This window comes from Lentilactobacillus sp. Marseille-Q4993 (genome assembly GCF_951230165.1).
Classification (GTDB): Bacteria; Bacillota; Bacilli; order Lactobacillales; family Lactobacillaceae; genus Lentilactobacillus.
Genome location: NZ_CATNVB010000002.1, coordinates 42,365 through 62,631, shown reverse-complemented (window position 1 = coordinate 62,631; position 20,267 = coordinate 42,365). Strand labels below are relative to the sequence as shown.

The following is a 20,267-nucleotide window of genomic DNA, read 5'->3' as shown; positions in this document are numbered from 1 at the left end:
ACCCCGAATAGCCACTAAGCTAGCGGGGGCCTTTTTAGTTGCTGATGCATAAAAAATCGACCATCAAATTTAATTGATGGTCGATCTATTATCATTCGATTTACTATTTATGTCACAGGAGAGATTCGAACTCTCGACCTACGGTTTAGAAGACCGTTGCTCTATCCAGCTGAGCTACTGTGACAAATCAACAAAAACTATTATATGGGAATCTGAGGCTTGAGTCAATGATAAATTGGTATTTAACCTTGATTCATCTGGATTAGTTACGATTTTATTAAGATGGTTTAGATTTTGTTAAGTGATGAGCTTTATAAAACTTATTGTTTGCCGTTCCGCGTGGTTGTAATCATAATAGATACTAGACGGAGAGAAAACCGTCTGTCTATATCTTTAGGAGGTGGAAGTTGTGGGATTCGTATTATTTATTCTACTTATGTTTGTCGTGTGTGCTCTAGTGCAATACCATATCGATACTTCAACTGCCATTAAGGGGAGCAAGCATCTTGCAAAGAAATAACAATTTCTGAATCAATCGACCGAGGGGGTCGGTTGATTTTTTTATTACGGATTCTGTTTGGTAAATTAAGATTCAACTAAAAAAGAGAACTGAAAAATCCGTGGTAATAGATTTTTCTGCTCTCAAGTTGATTTGATCTTAATTTTTTGATTCCAATTATTTAGAATCTAAAGTTGATAGATGGTTAGCGTGTAAAATTGACTGTGGGTTATTGTTTTTGACCATTTTTCCTAATACCCGTTTATATTTAGGGTTACAAGTTGAATATGATGATGATTGGTTTTGACATGTTGTCTTTGATGAGTTATCGTATAAGTTCATAGATTAGACCTACTTTCATTGATTTACCAATTAGTTTGTCATAACCAAGACTAGATGACCAAATTATATGCCTACAAATTTGCGTATAGTTTGGTTGTCAATCTTTTATTGACGAGGTTGGTATCTTTATGTATAATTAGTCTGTTGTAATTGTGGCTTCCACAGCTACAACCGCTCGATTTAAGCTTTAAAGTCTTCTTAGCAATAAGAGGCGCTTTATCTCGGCGAGTCTAAGCAAAAATACAAGGAGGTGCACAAGATGTACGCAGTTATTACTACAGGCGGCAAGCAATACAAGGTTTCTGAAGGCGACGCAATTTACGTTGAAAAGCTCAACGCAAACGAAGGCGACAAAGTTACTTTTGATCAAGTTGTTATGGTCGGTGGCGACTCAGCTAAGTTTGGTACTCCATTAGTTGATGGTGCTTCTGTATCAGGAACAGTTGAAAAGCAAGGCCGTGAAAAGAAGGTAACGATTTTCCGTTACAAGCCAAAGAAGGGCTCACGCTCAAAGAAGGGTCATCGTCAACCATACACTAAGGTTGTTATTGATTCTATCAAGGCATAATTAACTGAGGTGGCAAAATGATCAAAGCAACAATTAACCATTTTAAAAATCACGTAAGTGGTTTTACAATTACTGGCCATGCTGATGCGGGCGAATACGGGCAAGACATTGTATGTTCTGCTGTTTCAGTTCTTAGCATCACCACGGTCAACGGTCTGCAAGAAGTTGCGGGGGTTGACGTGGATGTGGACAGTGACGATGAGAATGGTGGTTATCTTTCAATTAAGGTGCCAGTGTTGAATGATTCACGAAAGTCGCTACAGTCGGATGCAATTCTCTCAACTTTCGAAAACGGAATGCGAGACATTGCAGATAGTTATGAAAAGTATATTAAATTACAAGTAAAATAAACGTCTCGGAGGTGAATCTCATGTTGAAAATGAACTTACAATTTTTCTCTCACCATAAAGGTGGTGGATCAACTGCTAACGGTCGTAACTCTGCTGGTCGTCGTTTAGGCGCTAAGGCTGCGGATGGTTCAACCGTAACAAGTGGTTCAATTATTTTCCGTCAACGCGGTACTCATATTTATCCAGGTGCTAATGTTGGTTGTGGAAATGATGACACATTATTTGCACTCGTTGACGGTGTCGTACGTTTCGAACGTAAGGGCCGTGACAAGCGTCAAGTATCAGTTTACCCAGTAGAACAAGCTGCTGCTAAATAATGAATCCAGGAAGGGGCCGTTCGGCCTCTTTTTTTATTTCCATCCAATTAAAGTTGGATATTTAATGACCGTTTAGTATATAATTAGATTTGTTATAAACATTTAGGAGGATTCGAAATGGCAATTTCAACTGCTGATTTTAAAAACGGATTGACTATTGAAGTCGATGGCGCAATCTGGAGAATTATTAGTTTTCAACACGTTAAGCCTGGTAAAGGTGGCGCATTTGTTCGTTCAAAGCTTAAGAACTTAAGAACTGGTGCAGTCCAAGAAAAGACTTTCCGTGCCGGTGCTAAGATGGAACAAGCACAAATTGATACTAAGAAAATGCAGTATCTATATGCCGATGGTAGTGATCACGTATTTATGGATATGGATACTTACGATCAAATTTCTATCCCTGGCGACCAAATCAAGTCTGAATTAAACTACCTTCAAGAAAACATGGAAGTTAGTGTTGTTCAATTTGGTTCAGAAACTCTTGGAGTTGAACTTCCAAATACAGTTACTCTAGAAGTTGCAGAAACTGAACCAGGCATTAAGGGTGATACTGCTTCAGGTGGTTCAAAACCAGCCACTATGACTACTGGTTTGACGCTCCAGGTACCTTTCTTTGTTAACCAAGGAGACAAGTTAGTTATCAACACAACTGACGGCACATACATTTCTAGAGCTTAATTTTAGTTTGAATGAAACGGAGGCATTTAAATGGCTGAAGAAAACAATATTGTCCTTCAAACAGATGACCCAGAGTTAGGGAAAATTGAAATTACTCCAAGCGTCCTTGAAATAATTGCTGGCGTGGCCACAGCCGAGGTAGACGGTGTTAACCGGATGAGAAGTTCGATTGCTACTAGTCTTAATGAACTGTTAGGTCGAAAGACTGAGCATGGTAAGGGAGTTAAGGTTTCTTACAACGACAATCGTGAACTACTAGTTGATATATTTGTTTACCTGAATTACGGAGTTTCAGTACCAAAGGTCGCTTTAGAAATTCAACAGCAAGTTGAACAACAGTTGTTGTTCATGACTGAGCTGACGGTTTCTGAAGTCAATGTACACGTTCAGGGCGTTGTTCCTGAAAAGACTGCTAGTACTGTTGATCCTAACAATCCTTTTGCAGAAGAAAGCGGAGAAGAATAGTGGACTTAAATCGACATCAAATTCGAGAACTTGCTTTCCAAACTTTGTTTGCTATGAATACAAATGAAGAAACGGATCGGAAGGAATTTTTTACAGTTTTAACTGATGGGAAGTTTGGCGATAAGTATCCAGAGTACTTGCAAACCCTAATTAGTGGGGTGTTGGAGCACAAGACGGAACTTGATGAAATCATTGAAAAGTATCTTACTGACAAATGGTCAATCAGTCGAATCGCTAAAACAGACCTCATTATCCTTGAGATTGCACTGTTTGAAATGATATATGTTGATGATATGCCATCTAAAGCTGCCATTAACGAAGCAATTGAATTGGCTAAGAAGTTCAGTGATGATCGTTCCCGTAAATTTGTTAACGGGATTTTATCTCATGCCCATTCAGAACTGTTAAAATAGATTTACGAGTCTGTAAATCTATTTTTTTGTACATAAATATTTAAATGAGGTGGTTATCACATGACAACAATTATTAATGGAAAAGAATTAGCCAAGAAAATTAACGAACAAACTAAGCAACGAGTAGAACAACTTAGCAAGACCGGTAATGTTCCTGGTTTAGTTGTTGTAATTGTTGGTGATGATCAGGCTAGTCAACGTTATGTTAGAAATAAAAATAAAACCGCTCAGCGATTGGGGATCAATTCGATTGTTAAACAACTTCCGGAAGAAACTACGGAGGCAGAATTATTAGCCTTGATCGATGAGTATAATAGCGATGATTCAATTCACGGCATTTTGGTTCAAGATCCCTTACCCGCCCAAATCGATGAGAAAAAAGTGACTCACCATATTCTTCCGTCTAAGGACGTAGACGGATTTCACCCGGTGAATGTTGGTAAGCTATACTTGAACGATAGCTCTAATTATCCAGTTGCATGTACTCCCAAGGGAATCATGACGATGTTTTCAGAGTACGGAATAGATCTTAATGGTAAAAACGTGGTTATGATTGGTCGAAGCTCAATCGTGGGTAAGCCAATGGCAGCTTTGATGCTTAATGCTGGTGCTACGGTAACGATTATTCATCGGAATACTCGCCAGCCAAGAAATTTCACGCAAAAGGCGGATGTAATCGTATCGGCTACGGGAAGTTTGCATACCCTTGGGGTTGATGATGTTAAAGAAGGTGCTGTAGTTATTGATGTTGGCCAAAATATGAACGAAGATGGTCACTTAGTGGGTGATGTTGACTATGAGGATATGTTAGATAAAGTTGGCTATATTACTCCAGTTCCGGGTGGAGTAGGACCAATGACGATTGCCACGTTAATGCAGCAGACAGTAGATTTGTGTGAATGGGGAGCCAAAGACAGTGAGTAACGAATATTTAACCGTTTCGGCATTAACTAAATATTTAAAGAGAAAATTTGATTTTGATCCGTATTTATCCAAGGTATACCTTACGGGAGAAATTTCAAACTTCAGACTTAGGCCAAATGCCCATCAGTATTTTAGTTTGAAGGATGACAATGCAAAAATAAGCGCCATTATGTTCAAATCGGCCTTCAGTAAAATTAAGTTTACTCCCGAAGAGGGAATGAAGGTTTTGGTTGTTGGTCACATATCTGTTTATGAACCGTCAGGAAGTTATCAGATTTACGTGGAACGAATGGAACCTGACGGAATCGGGCAACTATATCAAGCTTATGAGCAGTTAAAGAAGAAGTTGGCGACCGAAGGGCTGTTCACTCGTCCTAAAAGACCGCTTATCAAATACCCCAAGCGAATTGCGGTGGTTACTTCTCCGAGTGGGGCTGTGATTCGAGATATCATCACTACTGTTCGGCGACGGTATCCGATTGCCCAAATTGTCTTATTTCCAGCCCTAGTACAGGGAGATCAAGCTGCGGGAGACATAGTCCGCCAAATTGAACGGGTAAATGAGATTGGTAATTTTGACACACTGATAGTTGGTCGTGGTGGGGGGTCAATCGAAGATTTATGGCCGTTTAACGAAGAAATTACCGCTAGAGCGATTTTTGATAGTAAAATTCCCGTGATTTCGTCGGTTGGCCATGAAACTGACACGACGATTGCTGACTTGGTAGCTGATATGAGAGCAGCAACGCCAACTGCAGCTGCTGAGTTAGCCGTTCCAAAGTATGATCAAGTATTGATAGAAATAAAGAACAACCAGACTAGGTTGATGAATGACATGGCTCAGATTATCAAGCAAAATGATATTCGACTCACAAAACTAACCGGTTCGGTTGTCTTTAAGTCGCCAGAACGAATATATGAAACGTACGCGCAACGGTTGGACTTGATCACCCAAAAACTTCAATCAAGAATTCAGAACCAGGTTAATGGGGTAGCAAATCATTTCAATCAGATTTCGACTAGATTGAAATTAGCAGCTCCAACGACCAGAATCAATGAAACCAAATCAAAGTTAGACATGTTGAAATATAAGTTGATTGAATCTGAGACTGAATTAGTTAATAACCAAAAAAGGCAATTCGAATTACGGGTTGCAGCGTTGGATCATTTAAGCCCGTTGAAGATTTTAAGTCGAGGATATACTTACACAACCGATGAAAACAACAAATTAATTGCTAGTATCAACGGTTTGGCTGGACGCGAAATTAACGTGCACTTTGCTGATGGAACTGCTACAGCTAAGGTAGACCGGGTAGATAGCAACTCAGACGATGAATAATTAGGAGACCAATAATGGCTGATACAAAAACTTTTGAAGAAAAAATGGCAGAACTTGAAAAAATAGTTACGGAATTAGAGCAAGGTAACGTACCGCTTGAAGAATCTATGACCAAGTTTAAGACTGGAATGAAACTCAGTGAAGAACTTTCAAAGATATTAACCAGTGCGGAAAAAACAATGGCCAAGATTGTCGATGATAGTGGCAATGAGAGCCAATTTGAGACTAAGGATGACGGTCAGAATGAAGATTAGCGCGTTCGAAGATCGATGGATTCCGATAGTCAATGAATATTTGGATAAACACGTGAATGAGGATACCGACCAGAGGCTACTTGCGGACGCTATGGATTATTCAGTGGAGGCAGGTGGTAAACGGCTGCGACCATTAATGGCGATTGCGGGAGCGGTAATGTTAGGGGTTCCTATTAGTGAGAACGTGATAAGAGCATTGAGTGCGGTTGAGTTACTTCATACCTATTCGCTAATTCATGACGATTTACCTGCGATGGATGATGATGATTTGAGGAGGGGTAAACCTTCGAACCATGTTAAATTTGGCGAGGATATTGCCATTTTGGCTGGGGATGGTCTGCAAGCACTAGCATTCCAATGGGTCACAGATAATACCCTTCCTGATAAGGTTAGAGCTGATCTTGCGAGAGAATTAGCGATTGCTGCCGGCCCAGCTGGAATGGTTGCGGGTCAAGTTGATGATGTTAGCAATGAGAATCACCAGCTTTCGCTATCTGGATTGCAAAAATTGCACCGGAATAAGACGGGGGCATTAATTCATTATGCTGTTAACTCTGGGATGATTGTTGGTAATGCTAATGAAGAAGTTAGAAAATCAATGCTAGCGTTCGCTGATAAATTTGGGTTGGCATTTCAAATATACGATGATATTTTAGATGTAACTAGTAGTTCTGATAAGCTTGGAAAGCCGGTTCATCAGGACGGTAATAAAAATACGTATCCTAACTTATTAGGATTGTCAGAGTCAAAGCAAATTTTGACAACTACAGTTGAAGAAGCAAAAACGGTTCTGACAGAGATTAGTTCAAATGAGCAAATTGACACTTCACTTTTTGTCGGATTTTGTGACTATTTTAAAATTGAGGAATAACAACATGGAAAAGAAACGAGTTGACGTTCTGCTTGTTGAGCAGGGGTTATTTGATACAAGGGAAAAGGCTAAACGTTCTGTAATGGCAGGCGAAATTCTTGGAGATAATGAAGAACGATTAGATAAGCCAGGAGTAAAAATACCGGTTAATACGGAACTACATATTAAGGGTAAACCCATGCCCTATGTTAGTCGGGGTGGGTACAAATTGGCTAAAGCACTCGATGTCTTTAACGTCAGTGTTAAGGATAAAGTTGTGTTGGATATTGGTTCTTCTACTGGTGGTTTTACTGATGTAATGCTCCAAAACGGTGCTAAACTCAGTTACGCCCTCGATGTCGGTAGTAATCAGCTGGTTTGGAAGTTACGAAAAGACCCCCGAGTCGTTGTTATGGAACATACCAACTTTCGTTATAGCAAGCTAGCAGATTTTGAACATGGCCAACCAGAATTTGCCTCAATTGATGTTTCTTTCATATCACTCAAGCTAATTTTACCGGCTCTTAAGAATATTATTGCTAAGAACGGAAAAGTAGTTGCTTTAATTAAGCCCCAATTCGAGGCAGGTAAGGAAAACGTTGGGAAGCATGGAATTATTCATGATCCAAAAGTTCACGCCAACGTTTTAAAAACGGTGCTGGATTTTGCAGTTGAGGACGGTTTTTCGGTTTTAAATCTTGATTTTTCACCAATCAAGGGTGGTCAAGGAAATATCGAATTTCTGGTGTTGCTCGAATCTACGGATGAACCAAGTATTGATTCAAAAATTTCGATTGAAAACGTTCAAGCAAACGCCTATTCTAATTTAAAGGATGAAAGTACAGATTAAAGCTAGGAGGGGCATTCATGAGAAAAAAGGAGCGCCAACGATTGATCAGAATGTTGATTGAGACTAATGATCTTGAACGGCAGGAAGATTTTGTTGAGGCATTGAACAAGCAAAATGTTTGGGTGACGCAAGCAACTGTCTCTCGTGATATAAAAGAGATGCAGTTAGTTAAGGTGCCGTCGACATCTGGTGGTTATCGTTACAGTATGCCTAGCCAAAAGAATGTTGATACTCAAAAGAAATTGGTTCAATCAGTTCACGATTCATTTGTGTCAATTAGTCAAATGGATAAGTTTATTTTCATGAAGGTTCTTCCGGGAAGTGGACCGGTTATTTCGAACTTGATTGATGAAATGAAGTACGATGATATTTTTGGTACTCTGGGGGATGACAATACAGTGTTTATTCTCTGTAGAGGCGAAGAAGAGGCCCAAAAATTCCAAACGACAATTGACGGGATGGTCAAGAATTCTTAGACAAGAGGAACGTATTTATGCTGTTAGAATTATCAATCACGGATTTTGCAATAATTGAACATCTAGACGTTGTTTTTACTGCGGGGATGACAGTTTTAACTGGGGAGACTGGTGCTGGAAAGTCAATTATTATCGACGCAGTATCATTACTGGCTGGTTCGCGGGGTTCAAAAGACTTCATTAGGACTGGGGCTACAAAAGCGGTGATTTCTGGTAATTTTGTGTTCGATGATAAAAATCTAACTTATCAAACCCTGGATGAACTTGGAATTGAACATCCTGACGGTAGCATCGTTATTGAACGGGAATTGTTTGATAGCGGTCGAAACAGTTGTCGGGTGAATGGTCACATGGTAAACATCTCGACTTTGAAACGGATTGGAGAAACGATTGTCGACATTCAGGGGCAAAATGACCAACAAGAATTGATGAATCCGGATCGGCACATTTTTTTGCTTGATGAATTTGCCGATGGTCAATTGACGAACGAATTAACCAATTATCGAGAAATGTACTCTGACTACCTTAAGTTAGTTGATATTATTAAGAAAAAACACGAAAATGAAAAGCAATGGGCACAACGGTTAGATATGCTTAAATTTCAAATCAATGAAATTCAGTCGGCTAATCTAACTGAAAACGAAGAGGAAGAACTAGACGCCGAGAAAGACAGATTGGATAATTTTCAGAAGATTCATGACGCCTTGGGTAATGCCTATGAAAGTTTAAATGGGGAGCAGTTTAGTGCAATTGATTCCATTGGCTCCGCAATGAGCTCAATGCAGTCAATTGAGGATCTCGATACGGATTTTAAACAAACGGGTGAAGATATTTCGTCTGCCTTTTACAGTCTGCAGGATGCTTTAAATTCCGTTTCAGATCAGCTTAGTTCTTTAGAGTTCAATCAGGATAGGCTAGATGAAGTAGAACAACGACTTAACTTAATTTCTCAGTTAGAAAAGAAATATGGAGATAGCGTTGGCCAGATTCTTGAATACCTAAGTAAAATTCAGGCTGAGTACTCCGAAATGGAATCGACTAATGATGAAAATGGGGATTTGGACTCTAAGCTTGCTGATTATGAAAATCAATTGACTACCAAGGCCAATAAAATTTCGCAAATCAGGGGTAAGGCAGCGAAAACGCTGGAAAAATCAGTTCAAAAGCAATTATCAGACCTTTATATGGAAAAGGCCTTGTTTGAAGTTAATATTCAGCCGCTCAATCACTTTTCGTCTCTTGGAGTAGATCAAGTTGAATTCTACATTCAGACTAATCCAGGCGAGAGGATGTTACCGTTAGTCAAGTCGGCATCGGGTGGTGAACTATCCCGAATTATGCTTGCTCTGAAAACAATATTTGCTAAGGCAGCTGGAGTCACTTCGATTATTTTTGATGAGGTTGATACTGGGGTTTCTGGCCGGGTAGCTCAAGCAATTGCAAACAAAATCTATACAATTTCGACCAAATCACAGGTCTTGTGTATTACGCACTTACCTCAGGTGGCTGCAATGAGTGATCAGCATTACTTAATTAAAAAATCAGTTATTAAAGATCGAACCAAAACAACTGTTTCAGAATTATCTAAAGATAAGCGCATCGGTGAGTTGTCACGGATGTTGGCTGGGACAGAGGTTACGAAACTAACCGAAGAACATGCCTCAGAATTGTTGATGTTGGCTGGTAAAGAGAAAAAGAAAATTACCAATTAGAAAGTAAAAAGGCGGTGGTACCCTCAATTGGAAGATACCATCGCCTTTTGAAGTGAGGAATGGAAATACTTATTTTACTTTTTGAATTGAATGAACTTCGTCATTATAGAAGATTTTAAATAGATTACCGGCTGGTGAGGATATTAAGTATCGATCATCATCAAGCTGCTTAATTTTGCCGATGATGCCATTACTATCGTCGTTGTTAAAGAAGATGGCAACTTTCATATCGTTACTGATAGCTTGCGATAGGAAATACGTGATTTGAAAGGCAGGCATCTGTGTCTTACGGCTGCTGACCGGAAGACTGTTAATAATACGGTGGTAGTTTTCCTTGACTGAGTTGGTGATTTCACTGATATAAGATTGTTTGATTTGCATTTTAGTCACCCCGAACATTTGTTTGTATCTTCATTATACGAACAGGCGTTCGAAAAAGCAAGTTAGTTTTTCTGTTTTGTGTCAATTGTCGATTGCCCCTTGTCAAACGCTTCAATTTGAACGATAATATTTCTTATTATAAAGAGTTAGTGAAGGGAAATTTTTTGATGGCTAAAAGAGGAATGTTAATTGTATTGTCTGGTCCATCCGGCGTTGGGAAAGGAACGGTCAGAAAAGCACTGTTTGAACAACCGGATGTTGATTTTGAGTACTCAACTTCAATGACGACAAGAAAGCCTCGCGAAGGGGAACAAAATGGTGTTGACTATTACTTTGTTTCCAAAGAGGATTTTGAAGATAAGATTCAAAACGGCGAAATGCTTGAGTACGCTAAATATGTTGACAACTATTACGGAACCCCGATACAATATGTCAATGAGACCTTAGACAAAGGAAAAGACGTTTTTCTGGAGATTGAAGTTAATGGAGCAATGCAAGTGAGAGCAAATTGTCCAGATGCAGTGTTCGTATTTTTGACACCACCCGATTTGATGGAATTGAAGCACCGGTTGATTGGTCGTGGAACTGACAACATGGATGTCATCAATAAGCGAATCAAGACGGCAGTTAATGAGATTCGGATGATGCGGAATTATGACTATGCCGTCTTAAACGACGAGGTATCACTTGCAGTTGACCGAATCAAAGCTATTATTAGAAGTGAACGGTTACGAGTAAATCGGGTTATGCCTGATTACGAATCAATGTTAGGAGATAATTAATTATGTTACTTTACCCATCAGTTGATAAATTATTAGATAAGATCGATTCAAGATATTCATTGATCATGTTGGCAAGCAAGCGCGCTCACGAGTTAGATGCAGGTGCAAAGCCACTTTTGAATAGTTACGAATCAAGAAAGTCAGTTGGAAAGGCTTTGGAAGAAGTTGAAGCCGGCCTTGTATCAATCGACGAAAAGAATCGCGACGAAGATTAGACAGTAATTAATATGTTTGGTAAACCGGGACCGTTTTAAGTCTCGGTTTATTTTATTTGGTACAATAAAGCTAATCAATTACAGGGGGTTCGTTATGATCACCAATAAGAAAGTTACGTTAATCGTTACCGGTAGTGTTGCAGTTTATAAATCTTTACATTTAGTCCGGTTGCTGAAGAAGGCAAATAATGACGTTCGCGTCGTTATGACTGAAGCGGCTACTAAATTTGTTCAACCATTAGCTTTTGAAACGTTAAGTAAAAACCGGGTTTTGGATGATTCATTTGAGCCCGAGAATCCATCCGAAGTAAAGCACATTGACATTGCAGATAGTAGTGACGTGGTAATCGTAGCACCCGCCACTGCTGATATTTTGGCGAAAATTGCAAATGGAATTGCTGATAACATGGCAAGTACCATTCTATTGGCAACGACCGCGCCAACTTTCATTGTGCCAGCGATGAATTCGCATATGTACGATAATCCAGCTACTCAGAGAAACTTACAAACAATAAGGGAGGATGGAGACCATATTCTGGAACCTGATACTGGTTTTCTTGCCGAGGGATACTCAGGTAAAGGGAGAATGCCCGAACCTGAAAAGATAGTAGACTGGGTAAGCAGTGAAATTGAACCAAACGACCAGCTTTTGTTAGGTAAAAAAATAATCGTCTCTGCCGGTGGTACAAGAGAACCAATTGACCCAGTTCGTTATATAACCAATCATTCCTCAGGTAAGATGGGGTTTGCTGTGGCAAAGGCAGCTGCGGACGCGGGCGCAGAAGTAACAATTGTTGCCGCAAATACATCCCTTCCAACACCTGCAGGAGTTAAGATTGTCCCAGTTTCGACAGCGGTTGAATTGGCAGACGAAATTACAAGTCGTTTTCCAAATGCTGATGGTTTGGTAATGGCTGCTGCTGTTGCCGATTTTAGGCCGAAAAACGTTGCTGATCATAAAATTAAAAAGCAAGCTGATCAGGACACGATGACGATTGAACTAGAAAAGAATCCAGATATTGTAAAACAGATTGCGGCTAATAAACGGTCAGACCAGTTTGTAGTTGGTTTTGCAGCAGAAACTAACGACTTGGTGGAGAACGCGCAAAAGAAAATTGCATCAAAGAAATTAGACCTGATTGTCGCCAATGACGTTTCTGGTAAGGGAGTGGGATTCAATTCTGATAATAATCAAGTAACGTTTATTTTTGCGGACGGTCACCAACAAAAGACTCCCGTTGAAAGTAAGCAGACTATAGCTAACGAGTTAGTAAAAATAATCGGCGAATTTTAATTTAGGAAGAAGGGGTATCATTGCAGATTGCACAGGTAATTGTCGATGTTTCGGCACGGCAGACAAATACGCCTTTTTCTTATTTAGTACCAGATAATCTTGAAAACTCTCTCGATATTGGGATGAGGGTGAAGGTTCCCTTTGGCCCTCGGAAGTTGACCGGCTTTGTGGTTGGATTTGCTGATCAATCGTCGTTCAATGGTCGATTAAAACCGATTGAATCGGTAATTGACCTATATCCTGTAATCAATCCGGAAATGCTAAAAATAGCTAGTTTTCTTAGCAAAAAGACTTTCTCGTACTACATTAGCTGCCTACAAACTATGCTGCCTGGTGGAATGAAAACTAAGTTTGATAAGGTAATTACAGCAAAAGACGACCAAGTTGCTGCTGAATACCCAGAAATTTTTAACGGGAATCATGAATTGGTCGTTAGTCATGCTAGTAACGACCGTGACCAGTTAGCTAAGTTAACTAAATTAAGGGCTGCTGGGAAGGTAAATGTTGATTATCGTTTAGTCAAGAAGGCTAATCCAGTCCAGGCAGTTGCTATTAAGTCTAAATTGGATGGATCTCAACTTAATGAATGTTTGGCTACGGTTAAACAGAATGCTAAGGCTCAGCGGAAACTATTGGAAACGTTGATTGCAGACCCGAATGCTGAGTTGTTACAGTCAGAATTAGTAAAACAGGGCGTATCGTCATCCGCAATCAAACATGGAATCGATGCCGGGTGGGTAGAAAAAGTGATGGTTACTCAGCGGCGCAATCCTTTTTTTAAACCGGTTGAGCCATCAAAGCCATTAAATCTTAATTCGGACCAAGCAAAAGCCGTTTCTAAAATCACAGAGGCGATTGACCATGATGAGAATACCCGTTTCTTGCTTGAAGGAGTTACGGGTTCCGGAAAAACTGAGGTTTATCTCCAGTCAATGGCCCATGCCTTGGCAATGGGAAAAACAGCTTTGATGCTGGTGCCTGAAATAACGTTAACGCCACAAATCGTTGGCCGCATTAGGTCTCGGTTTGGTGATCAAGTTGCAATGCTTCACAGTGCTATGTCGACGGGAGAGCGGTTTGATGAATGGCAGCGAATAAATAGAGGAGAGGCAAAGGTTGTCGTTGGCGTTAGGTCAGCAATTTTTGCCCCACTTACGAATGTCGGGTTGATCATTATGGACGAGGAACACGACTCGAGCTATAAGCAGGGTGATAATCCTAGGTATCAGACTAGGGATGTTGCTAAGTTTAGAAGTGATTACAATCACTGTCCCGTGGTGTTTGGGAGTGCCACACCGGCATTAGAGAGTCGGGCTCGAGCTCAAAAAGGGGTTTATCAACTACTTAAACTACCAACTAGAATCAATAAGCAGGCGTTGCCTCACGTTGATATCGTTGATATGACTGATGCAGGTAAACAAACGCCCTCAATGCTGTCGTTAGAGCTCCAGAAAGCGGTAGAAGAACGATTAACCAAGCACGAACAAGTAATTTTACTATTGAATCGGCGGGGTTATGCCTCGTTTTTGATGTGTCGAGATTGTGGATACGTACCGAAGTGTCCTAACTGTGATATTTCACTAACGGTACATAAGTCTAGTCATAGTTTGCGGTGTCACTATTGTGGTCACGAAGAACCGATTCCTATCAAGTGTCCTAACTGTGGTGGCAAGCGAATTCGCCACTTCGGATACGGAAGTGAACAGTTAGAAGAACAAGTTAACGAACTATTTCCTGAAGCAAAAACTCTCCGAATGGATGTTGATACGACCCGTAAAAAGGGTTCTCATGAACGGATAATTGATGAATTCGGAGCTCATAAAGCAGATATCCTGCTTGGAACCCAAATGATTGCTAAAGGTCTTGATTTTCCAGATGTGACCTTAGTTGGAGTTTTAAATGCCGACTCAGCGCTTGATTTTCCAGATTTTAGGTCCAGTGAACGAACATTTGAACTACTTACCCAAGTAGCCGGAAGAGCCGGCAGAGCGGAAAAGAGTGGCCAAGTAATTATTCAAACGTTCAATCCGGATCATTACGCCATCAAATTGGCAAAGGAACAGGATTACGAAAAGTTTTATGAAACTGAAATGAGGGTTAGACAACTCGCCAAATATCCGCCATACTATTACACGGTTAAGATAACCGGGAGTGGTCCTCAAGAACGGAAAGTAGCTGCAGAAATGTATGGAATCGCTACTGAACTAAAACAACAACTGTCCAACAAGTCAATTGTGCTTGGACCAACTCCAAAAATGATTACTAGAATCAACAATCAATATTATTATCAGATTATTATCAAATATCGGTTTGAGGATAATCTCCAGTCCACGTTGGAGCAATTAGCTTTTGACCGAACTAATAACCGCAACGGAATTCAAATTGCGATTGATAATGATCCATTAGATTTGATGTAAAACGAAGGGAAGAATAAATTTGCCATCAGTTATATTTATGGGAACGCCAAACTTTGCGGTTCCAATTTTAAAAGCACTAGTTGAAAACAATTACGATATTATTTATGCCGTTACCCAACCTGATAAGCCGGTTGGAAGAAAGCACGTATTAACCAAGACCCCAGTTAAAATTGCCGCCGAAGAATTAGGGATTCCAGTCTTAACTCCAAAAAAACTTTCGGGTAGCGAAGAACTTGAAAAAATCGTTGCCGCAAACGCGGATTTAATTGTGACGGCAGCATTTGGCCAGTTTTTACCAACTAAGATTTTAAATTCAGTTAAAATTGCTGCTGTTAACGTCCATGGGTCGCTATTGCCTAAGTATCGGGGCGGGGCACCAATTCAATATGCCATCATGAACGGTGATAAAGAAACCGGAATTTCGATTATGTACATGGAAAAGAAGATGGATTCTGGTGATATTCTTGCCCAAAAGGCGATTCCAATTGAAAATGATGATGACTCGGAATCTATGTTTGCTAAGTTAAGTCTAGTTGGAAGAGATCTTTTGCTTGAAACTTTACCAAGGGTAATCGATGGGAGTGTTGAACCCATTAAGCAAAATGAAGCCGAGGTGATTTTTTCACCAAATATCAAGCCGGAAGAAGAACAGTTGGATTTCACCAAGTCGGCATTTTTAGTTGATGCAAAGGTAAGGGCATTACGTCCGGATCCTGGAGCATATACGATGATTCGAGGCAAACGGGTCAAGATTTGGCGTTCAGAAGTGGTTACCGATATTCAAACTGATTTGAAACCAGGGTCAGTTGTTAAAAAAAATAAACATGACTTAATTATTGCGGCAGGAAATGGAACTGCGTTAAAGCTGCTAGAGGTTCAACCCTCCGGTAAGCCAAGACAACAAATAACAGACTATTTAAATGGTGCCGGTCAGGCCCTAACAGAAGGACAACAGGTGATTGAATGAAGATAACATCAAATAACCCGAGGAAACTTGCGGTTGATACGTTGGTTGAAGGAAAACAAGGCGCTTACTCAAATATTCAGGTAAATAATGTTTTGAGTAATACGGACATGAAGGCTAGCGATGGGGCACTGTACACCACAATCGTGTATGGGGTCATTCAACACCGATTGACTCTTGAGTACCAGTTGAGACCGTTTTTAAGGGATGAAAGCAAAACTGATGAATGGGTCAAGGAATTATTGTACACCGCAATTTTTCAGATGCACTACCTTGACCGCATCCCAACGCGGGCAATTTTTGATGAAACAATCAAAATCGCAAAAACAAAGGGTCACGATGGAATTAGGAGAATGGTGACCGGTATTTTGCATGCCATTCAGAAAAAGGGATTGCCATCATTCGACAAAATCAAAGATCCGACCGAAAGATTATCAGTCGAGTTTAGTGTGCCGGTATGGTTGGTTGAAAAACTGACCAGTCAGCTGGGTAGCGAAAAGACACTTTCAATTTTAGAGAGTATTAATTCTGCTCCAAAACAATCGATAAGGGTAAATCAAAATAAGATTTCAAAGGAAGAATTGACAGCCAAGCTTGAGGATGAAGGCTTCACAGTGACCCCAAGTGCCGAAGCAGCTTCTGCTCTGATCATCAGCGACGGGCATCCCGTTCACTCTCAGCTCTTTAAAGATGGTTATTACACTATTCAAGATGAAAGTGCAATGCTTCCAGTTGAATCAATGACACTTCATCCAGATGATACTGTGTTAGATGCTTGTAGTGCCCCAGGTGGGAAGACGACCCAAATTCTGGAACACGTAACTAACGGGCAAGTTATTGCGCTTGATATACACGATAAGAAGCTCCAGACCGTCAACCGTAATGCCAAGAGAATGGGATTGAACGGATCGCTTGAAACGATTGCGTTGGACGCCAGAAAAGTAGACGAAAAGTTTGCGGATGGCTACTTTGACTCAATCTTAGTTGATGCACCATGTACTGGGTTAGGCTTAATTAGAAAGAAACCTGAAATCAGATATGGTAAACTTCCCGAAGATATTGAGCACCTTAGTAAAATTCAACTTGAAATTTTAAATGCGGTAGCGAAAAAATTAAAACCAAGTGGTACTATTACTTATAGTACGTGTACCATTGTGGACGAGGAAAACATTGGTGTCGTTAACCGGTTTTTGACGGATAATCCTGATTTTGAGTTACAGCCAACCAAGACTAAGCTAGGCTTAACCTCGAATATAGACAACGGATTAATCAAAATTTACCCAGACGACTTTGAATCAGATGGTTTCTTTGTGGCGACCCTAAAACGAGTTAAATGACGGAGTTGGTCAGATTGAAAAGTGCGTATAAATCATCCATCGGTATGGTTAGAGATAAAAACGAAGATGCCGTTGGAACTTTTAAAAATCAGCAGGGAGTGATTCTCGCTCTCATTACTGATGGGATTGGTGGCAACAAGGGTGGCGAAGTCGCTTCCCAATTTGTCGTTAGTAAAATTGGTCAAGTGTTTAAAAAGACTGATATTGCGGATTCTGGCACCCTTAAAAAGTGGCTTGAACAGATTCTTACCGAAGTTAATAACGATATTATCAATGAATCAAATAGTGATCTTAATCTTAAGGGGATGGGGACCACTTTTGTTGCTGCCCTTATCGCTCAGGATAAGTCGTTGATTTCAAACATTGGTGATAGTCGTGGCTATCTGTATCGTGATGGTGAATTGGTCCAATTATCAGAGGACCATTCTTACGTCAATGAATTGGTAAAATCAGGTGATATTACTCCGGACGAGGCCAAACATAATCCGTACAAAAATATTATTACCAAGAGTTTAGGAATCAATGACGTTTCAACTGCTGACTTTAGGGAGTTTGATTTCCAGCCTAACAATCAGATTCTCTTATGTTCTGATGGGTTAACAAATATGGTTGACGAGGACGTTATTAAAGGCGTCCTTGCCAAAGATATTGACGTTAAGGAAAAGTGCCAACAGCTAATTGATTTAGCAAATCAAAATGGCGGATTAGATAATGTTACTGTTTTGATTTTAGATAATGATTCAGAAGGTGATCCCGATGAATAAGGGATACGCCTTAGGAGGCAGGTACGAGATCATTCGTCAGTTAGGCGAAGGTGGAATGGCGGATGTGTACCTAGCTTTTGATAGAATTTTACATCGTCAGGTAGCGGTAAAATTACTACGTTTGGACTTTCGGGATAATCCAAAAGCAAAAGAGCGGTTTGATCACGAGGCTACCGCTGCATCCGGCCTAAATAACCCGCACATTGTCGGGGTTTACGACGTTGATGAAGTTGAGGGGATGCAGTACCTTGTAATGGAGTATGTGGACGGTGAGGACCTAAAGCAATATATTCATGACCATTCACCAATTGATAAGCCCACTGTCATCAACATTATGGAACAAATTGGTTCTGCCGTTGAGGAGGCTCATAAATCAGGGCTTATTCATCGAGATTTAAAGCCCCAAAACGTGTTAATTGATAAGAACGGTTACGTAAAAATTACTGACTTTGGAATTTCAAGGGCAGCAAGCGAAGATACAATGACGCAGACAAGGTCAATCATTGGCTCGATTCACTATCTTTCACCTGAACAGGTTAAGGGGCAAATGGCGACCAAGCAGTCCGACATCTACTCGCTTGGAATTATTCTGTTTGAGTTGTTAACGGGTAAGGTTCCGTTTGATGGTGAAACCGCGGTTTCAATAGCCATGAAACATTCACAGGAATCAATTCCGTCGGTTCGAACGATTGATCCTACAATTCCGCAGTCACTTGAGAATGTGGTGTTAAAAGCCACTGCTAAAAATCCAGATGACCGTTACGCTACGGTATCTGATTTTAATGATGACCTAAAGACTAGTTTGTCAGCCGATAGATCCGGAGAGGCTAAATTTGTTGTTCCTAGTGATGGTGATGATGGCGAGACTCGGGTAATGCCATTTGCACCGCTAAAGGAAAACACTGCCCTGGCGGATGACAAGCCAAAGAGTTCTACTAAATCCGAAGAAACTCCAGTTGAAAAGCCACAAAAGAAGCGAAAGCACCGAAAATTGAAGATATTCATATGGGCGTTGTTAGTTGCGTTGCTTGGATTCCTAATTTTTGCAATAGCATCTTCAACTTCCAATGCTAAGGTTCCTGAGACAAATGGCTTGGTTGAAACTGATGCTAAGCAAAAAATCGAAGATGCCCATCTTGAAGTCGGCAAGATCACCTTTAGAAGTAGTTATACGATTGATAAGGGCAGAGTGATTGCTTCAGATCCCGATGCAGGGAAAAAGGTTGACCGAAACAGTAAGGTTAACCTAGTAGTCAGCTCAGGAATCAAAAAAATAAGAATCGAGAACTACGTTGGTCAACAGTACAAGAAGGTTGCTCGTCACCTCAAGAATGAGGGAGTAACTGTGGTTAGGCGGAATTCACCGTCATCTACATTCGCAGCTGGCAAGATTCTTCAGCAAGATATTGCCGCCAAAAAGCGGGTTGACCCTAAAAAGACTACGATTACATTTGTTGTGTCGACTGGTATCAAACAGATTCAACTTAAGGATTTGACTGGAATGACCAAACAGCAAGTGGTTAACTATGCCAATGAAGTTGAACTTAATCCGACATTTGACTACGAATATTCTGACCAACAGAAGTCTGGCCGGGTAATCAGCACAACGCCTAAGGCAGGAGTTAATATTCAGCAGGGGAGCAATGTTGCAGTTACAATTTCCCGTGGTAAGAAGCCAGTTAAGCAAAAAAAGCAGGAGCAGTTACGCTCATTTAATGTGCGAATTACGATTCCATTCCACGAGGACACTACGAACGTGCTTAATCAGGAGCAAGAAGAATCATCTGATTCTGCAGCATCTGGTAGTGATACTCAGGAATCAAGAAAAATAATTTCACAAAATTCATCATCTGTTCCTGATGAGAATGTCATTTTGATTTATTTGAAAGATCACGATCATGATTATTCCACTGTTTATAAGCAGATGGTGATCAATAAGGATACCACGGTATTACTACCGTTTAAGCTGTTAGACAGTGAAAATGGTAAGTACAAAGTGGTTCGAGATGGGCAGACAATTTTACGTGATAATAACGTAACTTATGATTCTCATTAAAATAAAATACTGCAAAAAAA

At 40.3% G+C, this 20,267-nt stretch carries 22 protein-coding genes, 1 tRNA gene and 1 other annotated feature; of the genes, 21 read left to right on the top strand and 2 right to left on the bottom strand.

What is annotated here, in order from left to right:
• Positions 1-110: 110 nt before the first annotated feature.
• Positions 111-184, bottom strand: a tRNA-Arg gene (locus QOW94_RS01185).
• 816 nt (positions 185-1,000) lie between these two features.
• Positions 1,001-1,083 (top strand) — a sequence feature (ribosomal protein L21 leader region).
• 17 nt (positions 1,084-1,100) lie between these two features.
• Between QOW94_RS01185 and rplU the strand changes: the two genes are divergently transcribed.
• The 13 genes from rplU to recN all read left to right on the top strand — a co-directional run bounded on the left by rplU (position 1,101) and on the right by recN (position 10,037).
• Complete coding sequence (gene rplU, locus QOW94_RS01180) at positions 1,101-1,409, top strand: 50S ribosomal protein L21 (protein WP_283678226.1); 309 nt, start codon at positions 1,101-1,103, stop codon at positions 1,407-1,409.
• Positions 1,410-1,426: 17 nt separating this feature from the next.
• Positions 1,427-1,759, top strand: a complete 333-nt coding sequence (locus QOW94_RS01175; RefSeq protein ID WP_283678224.1) for a ribosomal-processing cysteine protease Prp — start codon at positions 1,427-1,429, stop codon at positions 1,757-1,759.
• A 23-nt stretch (positions 1,760-1,782) separates the two neighbouring features.
• Positions 1,783-2,076 (top strand): 50S ribosomal protein L27, encoded by a 294-nt coding sequence (gene rpmA / locus QOW94_RS01170; protein ID WP_283678324.1) that lies wholly within the window; start codon positions 1,783-1,785, stop codon positions 2,074-2,076.
• A gap of 117 nt (positions 2,077-2,193) precedes the next feature.
• The gene (gene efp / locus QOW94_RS01165) at positions 2,194-2,754 is read left to right on the top strand and encodes an elongation factor P (protein ID WP_283678222.1); all 561 of its coding nucleotides are present in this window, start codon (positions 2,194-2,196) and stop codon (positions 2,752-2,754) included.
• Positions 2,755-2,784: 30 nt separating this feature from the next.
• Complete coding sequence (locus QOW94_RS01160; RefSeq protein ID WP_283678221.1) at positions 2,785-3,219, top strand: Asp23/Gls24 family envelope stress response protein; 435 nt, start codon at positions 2,785-2,787, stop codon at positions 3,217-3,219.
• Positions 3,219-3,632 carry a transcription antitermination factor NusB gene (nusB, locus tag QOW94_RS01155; protein WP_283678220.1) on the top strand — a complete coding sequence of 138 codons (414 nt, stop codon included), beginning with the start codon at positions 3,219-3,221 and terminating at the stop codon, positions 3,630-3,632. Before QOW94_RS01160 ends, nusB begins: the two co-directional genes overlap by 1 nt.
• Positions 3,633-3,692: 60 nt before the next feature.
• Positions 3,693-4,556 (top strand): bifunctional 5,10-methylenetetrahydrofolate dehydrogenase/5,10-methenyltetrahydrofolate cyclohydrolase, encoded by an 864-nt coding sequence (locus QOW94_RS01150; protein ID WP_283678219.1) that lies wholly within the window; start codon positions 3,693-3,695, stop codon positions 4,554-4,556.
• A complete protein-coding gene (gene xseA / locus QOW94_RS01145) occupies positions 4,549-5,895 on the top strand; it encodes an exodeoxyribonuclease VII large subunit (protein ID WP_283678218.1) in 1,347 nt (448 codons plus the stop codon). The genes QOW94_RS01150 and xseA overlap by 8 nt, the downstream gene beginning before the upstream one ends.
• 14 nt (positions 5,896-5,909) lie before the next feature.
• Positions 5,910-6,149, top strand: a complete 240-nt coding sequence (locus QOW94_RS01140) for an exodeoxyribonuclease VII small subunit (RefSeq protein WP_283678217.1) — start codon at positions 5,910-5,912, stop codon at positions 6,147-6,149.
• Entirely contained in the window at positions 6,139-7,020 is an 882-nt protein-coding gene (locus QOW94_RS01135; protein ID WP_283678216.1) for a polyprenyl synthetase family protein, read from the top strand. Before QOW94_RS01140 ends, QOW94_RS01135 begins: the two co-directional genes overlap by 11 nt.
• Positions 7,021-7,024: 4 nt before the next feature.
• Positions 7,025-7,849 (top strand): TlyA family RNA methyltransferase, encoded by an 825-nt coding sequence (locus tag QOW94_RS01130; protein ID WP_283678215.1) that lies wholly within the window; start codon positions 7,025-7,027, stop codon positions 7,847-7,849.
• Between the two features lie 17 nt (positions 7,850-7,866).
• Complete coding sequence (locus tag QOW94_RS01125; RefSeq protein ID WP_283678214.1) at positions 7,867-8,325, top strand: arginine repressor; 459 nt, start codon at positions 7,867-7,869, stop codon at positions 8,323-8,325.
• 17 nt (positions 8,326-8,342) lie between these two features.
• Complete coding sequence (gene recN / locus QOW94_RS01120; RefSeq protein ID WP_283678213.1) at positions 8,343-10,037, top strand: DNA repair protein RecN; 1,695 nt, start codon at positions 8,343-8,345, stop codon at positions 10,035-10,037.
• Between the two features lie 69 nt (positions 10,038-10,106).
• Here recN and QOW94_RS01115 read toward each other — a convergent pair whose 3' ends face one another.
• Positions 10,107-10,418 (bottom strand): hypothetical protein, encoded by a 312-nt coding sequence (locus tag QOW94_RS01115; RefSeq protein ID WP_283678212.1) that lies wholly within the window; start codon positions 10,416-10,418, stop codon positions 10,107-10,109.
• Positions 10,419-10,585: 167 nt separating this feature from the next.
• On the opposite strand from QOW94_RS01115, the gene gmk reads away from it, so the two are divergent.
• The 8 genes from gmk (at position 10,586) to pknB (ending at position 20,247) form a co-directional block, all read left to right on the top strand.
• Entirely contained in the window at positions 10,586-11,200 is a 615-nt protein-coding gene (gmk, locus tag QOW94_RS01110; protein WP_283678323.1) for a guanylate kinase, read from the top strand.
• A gap of 2 nt (positions 11,201-11,202) precedes the next feature.
• A complete protein-coding gene (gene rpoZ / locus QOW94_RS01105; protein ID WP_283678211.1) occupies positions 11,203-11,415 on the top strand; it encodes a DNA-directed RNA polymerase subunit omega in 213 nt (70 codons plus the stop codon).
• 94 nt (positions 11,416-11,509) lie between these two features.
• Positions 11,510-12,709: a bifunctional phosphopantothenoylcysteine decarboxylase/phosphopantothenate--cysteine ligase CoaBC gene (gene coaBC, locus QOW94_RS01100; RefSeq protein WP_283678210.1), complete on the top strand. Its 1,200-nt coding sequence runs from the start codon at positions 11,510-11,512 to the stop codon at positions 12,707-12,709.
• 20 nt (positions 12,710-12,729) lie between these two features.
• On the top strand, positions 12,730-15,126 hold the full coding sequence (priA, locus tag QOW94_RS01095) for a primosomal protein N' (protein ID WP_283678209.1): 2,397 nt from the start codon (positions 12,730-12,732) through the stop codon (positions 15,124-15,126).
• A 19-nt stretch (positions 15,127-15,145) separates the two neighbouring features.
• On the top strand, positions 15,146-16,093 hold the full coding sequence (gene fmt, locus QOW94_RS01090; protein ID WP_283678208.1) for a methionyl-tRNA formyltransferase: 948 nt from the start codon (positions 15,146-15,148) through the stop codon (positions 16,091-16,093).
• Positions 16,090-17,427 carry a 16S rRNA (cytosine(967)-C(5))-methyltransferase RsmB gene (rsmB, locus tag QOW94_RS01085; protein WP_283678207.1) on the top strand — a complete coding sequence of 446 codons (1,338 nt, stop codon included), beginning with the start codon at positions 16,090-16,092 and terminating at the stop codon, positions 17,425-17,427. Before fmt ends, rsmB begins: the two co-directional genes overlap by 4 nt.
• A 14-nt stretch (positions 17,428-17,441) precedes the next feature.
• Positions 17,442-18,191 (top strand): Stp1/IreP family PP2C-type Ser/Thr phosphatase, encoded by a 750-nt coding sequence (locus tag QOW94_RS01080; RefSeq protein WP_283678206.1) that lies wholly within the window; start codon positions 17,442-17,444, stop codon positions 18,189-18,191.
• Entirely contained in the window at positions 18,184-20,247 is a 2,064-nt protein-coding gene (gene pknB / locus QOW94_RS01075; RefSeq protein WP_283678205.1) for a Stk1 family PASTA domain-containing Ser/Thr kinase, read from the top strand. The genes QOW94_RS01080 and pknB overlap by 8 nt, the downstream gene beginning before the upstream one ends.
• Positions 20,248-20,267: the final 20 nt, after the last annotated feature.

Coding starts and splice junctions, on each gene's coding strand:
- QOW94_RS01115 (WP_283678212.1), bottom strand. CDS start 10,418: ATGCAAATCAAACAATCTTATATCAGTGAAATCACCAACTCAGTCAAG.
- rpoZ (WP_283678211.1), top strand. CDS start 11,203: ATGTTACTTTACCCATCAGTTGATAAATTATTAGATAAGATCGATTCA.
- recN (WP_283678213.1), top strand. CDS start 8,343: ATGCTGTTAGAATTATCAATCACGGATTTTGCAATAATTGAACATCTA.
- coaBC (WP_283678210.1), top strand. CDS start 11,510: ATGATCACCAATAAGAAAGTTACGTTAATCGTTACCGGTAGTGTTGCA.
- gmk (WP_283678323.1), top strand. CDS start 10,586: ATGGCTAAAAGAGGAATGTTAATTGTATTGTCTGGTCCATCCGGCGTT.
- QOW94_RS01160 (WP_283678221.1), top strand. CDS start 2,785: ATGGCTGAAGAAAACAATATTGTCCTTCAAACAGATGACCCAGAGTTA.
- QOW94_RS01125 (WP_283678214.1), top strand. CDS start 7,867: ATGAGAAAAAAGGAGCGCCAACGATTGATCAGAATGTTGATTGAGACT.
- QOW94_RS01135 (WP_283678216.1), top strand. CDS start 6,139: ATGAAGATTAGCGCGTTCGAAGATCGATGGATTCCGATAGTCAATGAA.
- QOW94_RS01140 (WP_283678217.1), top strand. CDS start 5,910: ATGGCTGATACAAAAACTTTTGAAGAAAAAATGGCAGAACTTGAAAAA.
- QOW94_RS01150 (WP_283678219.1), top strand. CDS start 3,693: ATGACAACAATTATTAATGGAAAAGAATTAGCCAAGAAAATTAACGAA.
- QOW94_RS01130 (WP_283678215.1), top strand. CDS start 7,025: ATGGAAAAGAAACGAGTTGACGTTCTGCTTGTTGAGCAGGGGTTATTT.
- rplU (WP_283678226.1), top strand. CDS start 1,101: ATGTACGCAGTTATTACTACAGGCGGCAAGCAATACAAGGTTTCTGAA.
- rsmB (WP_283678207.1), top strand. CDS start 16,090: ATGAAGATAACATCAAATAACCCGAGGAAACTTGCGGTTGATACGTTG.
- pknB (WP_283678205.1), top strand. CDS start 18,184: ATGAATAAGGGATACGCCTTAGGAGGCAGGTACGAGATCATTCGTCAG.
- QOW94_RS01175 (WP_283678224.1), top strand. CDS start 1,427: ATGATCAAAGCAACAATTAACCATTTTAAAAATCACGTAAGTGGTTTT.
- efp (WP_283678222.1), top strand. CDS start 2,194: ATGGCAATTTCAACTGCTGATTTTAAAAACGGATTGACTATTGAAGTC.